Origin of the sequence: Kineococcus gurbantunggutensis (assembly GCF_050871925.1) — a bacterium.
GTDB lineage: Bacteria > Actinomycetota > Actinomycetes > Actinomycetales > Kineococcaceae > Kineococcus.
In genome coordinates, this window is record NZ_JBJLSG010000008.1 from 60992 (window position 1) to 67764 (window position 6773).

At 72.8% G+C, this 6773-nt stretch carries 6 protein-coding genes; 4 read left to right on the plus strand and 2 right to left on the minus strand.

What is annotated here, in order from left to right:
* Positions 1-34: 34 nt before the first annotated feature.
* Complete coding sequence (locus ACRYR7_RS02705) at positions 35-1720, minus strand: hypothetical protein (RefSeq protein ID WP_432570514.1); 1686 nt, start codon at positions 1718-1720, stop codon at positions 35-37.
* Between the two features lie 77 nt (positions 1721-1797).
* Positions 1798-2424 carry a hypothetical protein gene (locus tag ACRYR7_RS02710; protein WP_432570515.1) on the minus strand — a complete coding sequence of 209 codons (627 nt, stop codon included), beginning with the start codon at positions 2422-2424 and terminating at the stop codon, positions 1798-1800.
* A gap of 205 nt (positions 2425-2629) precedes the next feature.
* On the opposite strand from ACRYR7_RS02710, the gene ACRYR7_RS02715 reads away from it, so the two are divergent.
* From ACRYR7_RS02715 to ACRYR7_RS02730, 4 genes are all read left to right on the plus strand, one after another.
* Positions 2630-3118 (plus strand): hypothetical protein, encoded by a 489-nt coding sequence (locus ACRYR7_RS02715; RefSeq protein ID WP_432570516.1) that lies wholly within the window; start codon positions 2630-2632, stop codon positions 3116-3118.
* A gap of 5 nt (positions 3119-3123) precedes the next feature.
* Positions 3124-3885: a metal-dependent hydrolase gene (locus ACRYR7_RS02720; RefSeq protein WP_432570517.1), complete on the plus strand. Its 762-nt coding sequence runs from the start codon at positions 3124-3126 to the stop codon at positions 3883-3885.
* A 126-nt stretch (positions 3886-4011) separates the two neighbouring features.
* On the plus strand, positions 4012-4671 hold the full coding sequence (locus ACRYR7_RS02725; RefSeq protein ID WP_432570518.1) for a 3'-5' exonuclease: 660 nt from the start codon (positions 4012-4014) through the stop codon (positions 4669-4671).
* A gap of 1280 nt (positions 4672-5951) precedes the next feature.
* Positions 5952-6542, plus strand: a complete 591-nt coding sequence (locus ACRYR7_RS02730) for an RNA polymerase sigma factor (RefSeq protein ID WP_432570519.1) — start codon at positions 5952-5954, stop codon at positions 6540-6542.
* Positions 6543-6773 lie beyond the last annotated feature (231 nt).

Consider the following 6773-nt stretch of genomic DNA (forward strand, 5'->3'; position numbering starts at 1 on the left):
CGTGACCTGCGAACCGGACCTCGCTCAAGACAGCTCAGGGGAGGGAACCGCGCAGCGCGGCCTTCACGCCAGCGGCCTCGGTTTTGCCGCGCAGCACGTTGCGCTCAGCGGCGGTGGCCGGCAGCTTCACCGAGGGCAGCCAGCCCTGCAGGCGCATCCGGCCCACGGCGCCGTCGTCGCCGCCGCCGTGGGCGGTGGGCAGCGACCAGGCCGGCACGCTCGTGGTGTAGATCGCGTCGCCGTTGATCGCCAGCAGCTGGGCGGGGTCCACCTGCAGCGCGCCGACCACCGGGCGCGGGGCTCCCGGGCGGTGCGGCAGCGCGGCAGGGCACTCCAGCACCCGGGCGCGCCCGCGGGCCCACACCTGCGCGGCCAGCTCCGGGCGGTACAGCGCCGCGGCCTGCCCGCCCGCCTGGCGGCTGGGGGTGCGGTAGACGAACGCCTCCCCGTGGCGCACCACGGTGGCAGCGGCCTCGGCGGGGACCTCGCGCGCGGACCAGACGACGCGGGTGGTCTCCCGGCCGCGGGAGGCGAAGGCGCCGATGCCCTGGATGAGGATGGCGCGCACCGCCGCGACCGCGGCCGCGCGCACCAGCGGGTCCACTCCATCGCCCGCACCGACGTGCTCGCCCGTGCCGGTACCGGTGCCGGTGTCGTCGCCCGTGCCCGCCCCATCGATCCCACCGGCGGCCAGGCGCTCGCGGGCGCGCTTGAGGCGGTCCGCCCAGGTGTCCAGCAGCCGGGCCTTGGTGAACCGCAGGCCCTCCAGGACCTGCACGTCCCAGCCGTTGTCGTGGGCGAGCTTGACCTCCACCCCGTCCGCCCACGTCTCCGCGCTCGCGCCGGGCACGTTGGGGTAGTGCCAGCCGGCGCTGACCTCCTCGTGGGCCACCGGCAGCACGCCGACGTGGTCCCACCACTCGGGGACGGTGAAGCGCACCCGGTAGCGGGCGCGGGCGTAGGGGTCGGACTCCAGCAGCTCCTGCCCCTGCTGGGCGGTCAGCCGGGTGACCGGGCCGCTGCCCAGCTCCCGGCACAGCGAGGCGTACATGAAGCGGCCGTCAACGTAGGCGAAGCCACCGTGGGGGGTCTCCTGCAGGTCGACCAGCGGGCGGCAGGCGCCGCACCCGCAGGCGGCGGGGCCGGTGGTCAGGTGCTCGATGCGGTGCTGGCCCGAGGTGCGGTGCAGCAGCTCGGCGACGTCGGCGGGCAGCGGCTCGGGGTCCAGGGTGCGAGGCAGCGAGCGCGCCCACAGCTGCGCGCCGGTGGCGGCAGGGGACTTCAGCAGCTCCATGTCCTCCACCCCCTTGATCGCCTCGGTGGTCAGCACCCACGCCTGCCGCGCCTGGTCGGGGTCCAGGCCCTCAGCGGGGAACCACTCCGCGGCGGTGCGCACCTCCAGGGAGCGGCCGGTGACCTCGTGGGTGAAGCGGCCGGTGGGCGGGGTGGACAGCCAGTGCCCCGGGGAGGTCCACGAGGGGGTCTCGGCGATCAGCCAGTGCGGCTGGCCCGGTGCGACGGCCGGCAGCTTGCCGGTGAGCATGATCCGCTCGGCGGAGAGATTGTGGGCGGTGTCCAGCAGGTCCACCAGGGTGGGGCGCTTGCGCCGGCCGGTGAGGCGGGGTGTGACGCGGGCGCCGGAGTCGGTGACGCCGGTGCCGGTGGTGAAGTCCAGCCAGACGGTGGGGACCGGGCGGACGGTCCAGGGGACGGGACGCATCGGGGCTCCTGGTGGGCGGGGTGCTGGAGGCGGGTGCTGGAGGCGGGGTGCTGGTAGCTGCTCGGGGGGGCGCCGGCTCAGGTGGGTGCCGGTGCGCTGATCAGGCGCTGCTTCGTGTCCCCGGGAGCGGCGTGGAAGCGCCGCCCGGCGTAGCGCTGCAGCATCACGGCGGTGGGCGCCTCGACCTCGAAGCGGACGTCGCCTGCGATCAGGCGCCAGCCGGTCACCCGGGCGACCTCGACGACGAAGCCGGCCACGTCGGCGACCAGGGCGGCTCCCACGTGCCGCTGAGGGTCCCTCACCGACCACAACCCCGCCCAGGCGTCCTCGACCTGCTGAGCGCTCAGACCCGCCTGCACGGCGCTCGCGCTCCAGCCCAGGTGCGTGCGCTGGTGCGCCTGGCCGTTCTCGTCCAGCTGCAGGGGTGCCACGTGCACGGCGAGGTCCTCACCGGCGCTGGGCAGGTCCACCCGCGCTCGCTCGTGCAGCTGTCGGATGGACTCGTAGGGGTAGCGCCACTGCCCCCCGGGACTGCGCAGCGCCTCCAGCGCGGCGCGGGTGCCCAGCAGGCCGCACTCGCGCAGCTTGCGCAGCTGCTGAGGGGTGACGCCCAGGGCGGCGGTGGCCTGCTGGGCGCCCATCGCCGGCAGGCGCGACGCCGCGCCGGTGCCGCTCCCGGGGCGGGCGCTGGTGGTGGGGGACATGCGTGCTGGCTCCCTTCGCGGTGACTGCAGCCGCATCAGCGATGTACTCGATCCGGCACATCGTTGCAGGACGGCAACGCCTGCGCCGCGCGCCGCGCCCCGCGCCCCGCGCGCCGGAACCTTCCTCACCGATCGCCTGTCCGGTTTCTGGGCCGCTGCGTACCTAGACGTGGTGCAAGAAGCCCTTCGAGCACTGGAGCCCTCCATGGCACCCACCACCGGACCCGACCGAAGCAGCACGAACCGCCAGGCGGTGGGCGGGCGCTCGCAGCGCACCTCCCTGCGAGCGCTGCGCACCGCCCGCAGCGCCGCCGTCGTCGCGGCGCTGGCCCCCCTGTTGATCGCCCCGGCGATCTCCGGGCAGATCGCCTCCGAGGCCCTCCTGCTCATGCAGCTGATGGCTCAGCCCCTGTTCACCGCGGCGGCCGCCACCGCGCTGACCGTCGCGGTCTTGGCTGGTGTGCACTCGCGCCGCCTGCCTCACGCCGTCGCCGCGGGCCTGCTCGGGTGGAGCGCGATCGTCGCGCTGCCTGTGCTCGCCGCCATCGCCCACAGCCCGCAGGCCCAGCTGCTCGACGCGTCGATGATCGCGGCCATCGTGTTCGTCGTCCTGGCGATCTGGAGCGACATCAGCACGCACAGCGCCGCGCAGCGCGCGCACCAGGGCGGTGAGCGGGGGCCGCTGGCCGCGTGAGGATGATGGGTCGCACGCACGCGGCCACGGGCTTGCTCGTGGGCGCTGCCAGCGTTCCGTTGATGAACCTGTCCTCCCCGGCCGCGGTCCTCGCCTGGACCGCGGCCTGGGGCGGGGCGGCTCTGCTGCCCGACTTCGACCAGGGCGGCGTCACCTGGAACGAGGGCGGTTTCCTGGCCAAGCCCACCGGGTCCACCGTCGTCACCATGTGGGGCTGGGTGAGCTGGGCGCCGGCTCGTCTGGTCGGCAAGCTCGCAGGCGGGCACCGCTGGGGCACCCACGACCCGGTCCTGGCTCCGCTGGCGGTGGCGGTGCTGGCCCTCGCCGCCGGCCGGTACCCGCTCACCCAGTTGCCGCTGCTGGCCGTGGTCACCGGGGCCGCGCTGCACGCGTGCGCCCCCTACATCCCCGGGCGCCTGGAAACCACCACCGTCGGCAACCTGGCGCTGTCCCTGACCGGCGCCTGGTGGCTCACCTACCACGCCCCCTTCACGCTGCACTGGATGCCACTGGCCCTGGCCGGCGGCACGCTGGTGCACATCGCCGGTGACGCTCTCACCCGCGGAGGAGTGCCGCGGCCGCTGGCCACGCTGCCCCGCGCGGCCGGTGGCCGACGGGCCCGCATGAGCGCGGACCTGTTCGTCACCGGCGACCCGCGCTTCGAGACCCCCATCGCGGTGGCCTGCGCCCTGACCACCACGGTGCTGCTGGTGCGCAGCACCGGCGCCTGGCAGCACGTGCACACCCTCGCGGCCCACCTGCCCTGAGGTGCCGCTTCAGCTGCGCAGCCCTGCCTCGTCGACACACCACCACGAACGCCTCGCTGCAGGCGCGCCGCCTGGCACCGTGAGTGCCGCACCGGCCGGACTGCAGTGCGGAAGAGGAGGAACACCGTGACCACCACCGTGAGCGCCACCAGCCGCACCGCCAACCGCGTCACCGGTTCGGTAGCGGCGCCAGCGCCGGCCGTCGCTAACGCCGCCAACGCGCACCAACCCAGCTCGCTCATCGACCCCAGCGAGCTGCCGGCCTACCGGGCCCTGGCCCGAACGCTGGCGTGCGAGCTGCTGGCCGACCCGTCCGTCGTCCTGCTCGACACCGAGACGACCACCTTGTGGGGGCAGGTCATCGAGGTCGGCGTCCTCAGCGCCGACGGGCAGGTCCTCCTCGACACCCTGGTGCGCCCCGGTGAGCCCATCCCCGCCGACGCCACCGCCGTGCACGGCCTGCGCCTAGAAGACCTGCGCGATGCTCCGCAGCTGCACGAGGTCGCCAGCCAGCTGCAGACGGTCCTGCACGGCCGGCGCGTCGTGGCCTACAACTGCCACTACGACCGCGCGGTGCTCACCGCCGAGGAGCACCGCATCGCTCGGCCGCTGAACACCGCAGCCAGCTGGGACTGCGCCATGGACCTGTACGCCGCCTGGAACGGCGAGCTGCTCGCCGACCGCACCCGCTTCCGCAACAAGCGGCTGCCGGGAGCTGGGCACCGAGCCCTCGACGACTGCCGCAGCATGCTGACCCTGTTGCACCTCATGGCCGGCTGCGGCTAAAGCGCCGCGGCGCCCAGTTGGAGTGGCCGATGCGGTCGCGCCCTACCCCGGGAGTGCCATCAGGCGCGAATGGCCTCGGCGCTCGGTCCGTCCCGCCAGGTCGTGGTGCAGAGGTACCCACAGCGCTCCGAGCGCCCGTCGAGCTCCATCCGGAATCCTCCGTACGAGGCGTGCCATGCGGTCGCAGACTTCACGGCCATGCCGATCTTCGGATGATCACTGAATATGAAGATCAATCGCACGTTCCACTAATCCGGGGCGATAGCTGGGGTATTGCCCAGAAAGGCGCTACGGCCTATATCCCATGAGCACCGAAAGGTTGGGTAGTGACGATGCGCCGCTAAGGTCGATGCAAAAAAGTGCTCGGGATTGTAACAAGATCACGGTGCTGAATAGACAGTGGCCTCGTGACGAACGCTTCTGATCATGCTGCCCAATGTGAGTAGCGAGAAGGCGACTGCCACGCACCAGGCGGCCACGGGAAGCGATAGGCGGTGGTGTTCCGTCCAGGCCTGCCAAACGGTCGGCGACGCCATCGTCACGCCCGCTATTGCGGCTCCTACGAAGATGGAGGCAGTTGTCCAGGGTTGACTCAGGTGCCCAGCCTTCGTGCCGTGTCGGCCAAGCCAACTTTCCCAAAGAAGCCCCCCAGGGACTCGGCGACTCAGGTCGGTGCGCACGTAGTTGGCTGCCCTGACGACGCAGACAATGGCGTACTGGTGCTGGCGAAGCGTTACATATGAGAGCAGGGGAACGATCAATGCGATCAGGCGGCGACTTCCCTGGTCGGTCGACAGGGTTGCTAATGAGAAAGCTAAGACCGAGCCCGATGTCAACATTTGGAAACGAATTATGGAATGCCGCTCCTGCACCCAGTAGAGCATCTCGGCGCGCAGGGCGGTGAACTCAGCGAGTGGCCCCTCTGAGTTTGGAGGCGTTGGCAGGGGGGCAGGTCGCGGCCTGGACAAGGGCTCCTCCTTTGGTCCTGAACGTCATGCTTTCAGAATCCTAAGGTGATTCTGACATGACGGGTGTGCTTTCCCGGGATCCATCCGGTGGAGCACCGGGCGCTCGGACCGCGAACTAGCACGCGCAGAAGCATCGTGCGGGAGTGGCACCGTCCGTTTCGCTGCGGCCACAGCTTGGACCTCGCGCGACGTCAAGGTCATCTCGCCGTCCGCGTCTACTCCACCCTGATGGCGACGCCTCAGAAGCTCCTGCCCGATGCACTGCAACCTCCCAGGCTGTTGCTGCGTAGGAGAGGGCGCAGGTGGTGCCCGGTGAGACAGGAGCTAGAGGCGTCGTTCGACGCCTTCGCCGCAGCAGCCATGCCCCGGCTGCGGCAGCTGGCCTACGCCTGGAGCCGGGACTGGCACCGCGCCGACGACCTGGTCCAGGACACCCTCGAGCGCGTGTACGCCCCCTGGCCCCGGGTGCGCCGCGACGGCTCGCCCTTCGCGTACGCGCGCACCACCATGCTGCGCCACCTGATCTCCGAGCAGCGCCGCCCCTGGCGCCGCCGGGAGAGCACCGGGCTGCACCTCGATCCGGACCCGCCGGCGCCACAGGCACCCCCCGCGCAGGCCACCAGCCTGAGCCTGGACCTGCTGGCCGCCATCGCCGCCCTGCCGGTGCGCCAGCGCGCGGTAGTGCTGCTGCGCTACGTCGAGGACCTGCCCGTGGCCGAGGTCGCCCAGGCGCTGGGCATCAGCGAGGGCACCGTCAAGAGCCAGGCCTCCCACGCGCGCACCGCCCTGGCCGCGCACCTGGGCGCCGGCTACCGCGACGACCACCGCGACGAGCGCACCGACGCGCGGAACGAGGACCGCTCGGCCCGCGACCGCAGAGCGAGGAGTGGAGGACAGCCGTGAGCCAGCACCCCGAGACCACCGGCGCGCGCGAACCGGGCCGGGCCGGCGACCCCTGACGCGAGCCGTCGCCGAAGCCGTCACCGGCACCCACCCCCCGCGCTCGCGCGTGGACCTGGAGCGGGGGGGGGGGGGGGGGGGGGCGCCCCCGCCCCCGGGGCGGCCCCCCGCGGGGCCGGCCGGCCCGGCCCGGCGGCGCGAGCGCTGCGCGTGGTGTGGTGTGGGTGGGGCGCC

Excerpts from the sequence above, each read along its gene's own strand:
- ACRYR7_RS02705 (WP_432570514.1), bottom strand. The coding sequence starts at position 1,720 with ATGCGTCCCGTCCCCTGGACCGTCCGCCCGGTCCCCACCGTCTGGCTG.
- ACRYR7_RS02710 (WP_432570515.1), bottom strand. The coding sequence starts at position 2,424 with ATGTCCCCCACCACCAGCGCCCGCCCCGGGAGCGGCACCGGCGCGGCG.
- ACRYR7_RS02720 (WP_432570517.1), top strand. The coding sequence starts at position 3,124 with ATGGGTCGCACGCACGCGGCCACGGGCTTGCTCGTGGGCGCTGCCAGC.
- ACRYR7_RS02715 (WP_432570516.1), top strand. The coding sequence starts at position 2,630 with ATGGCACCCACCACCGGACCCGACCGAAGCAGCACGAACCGCCAGGCG.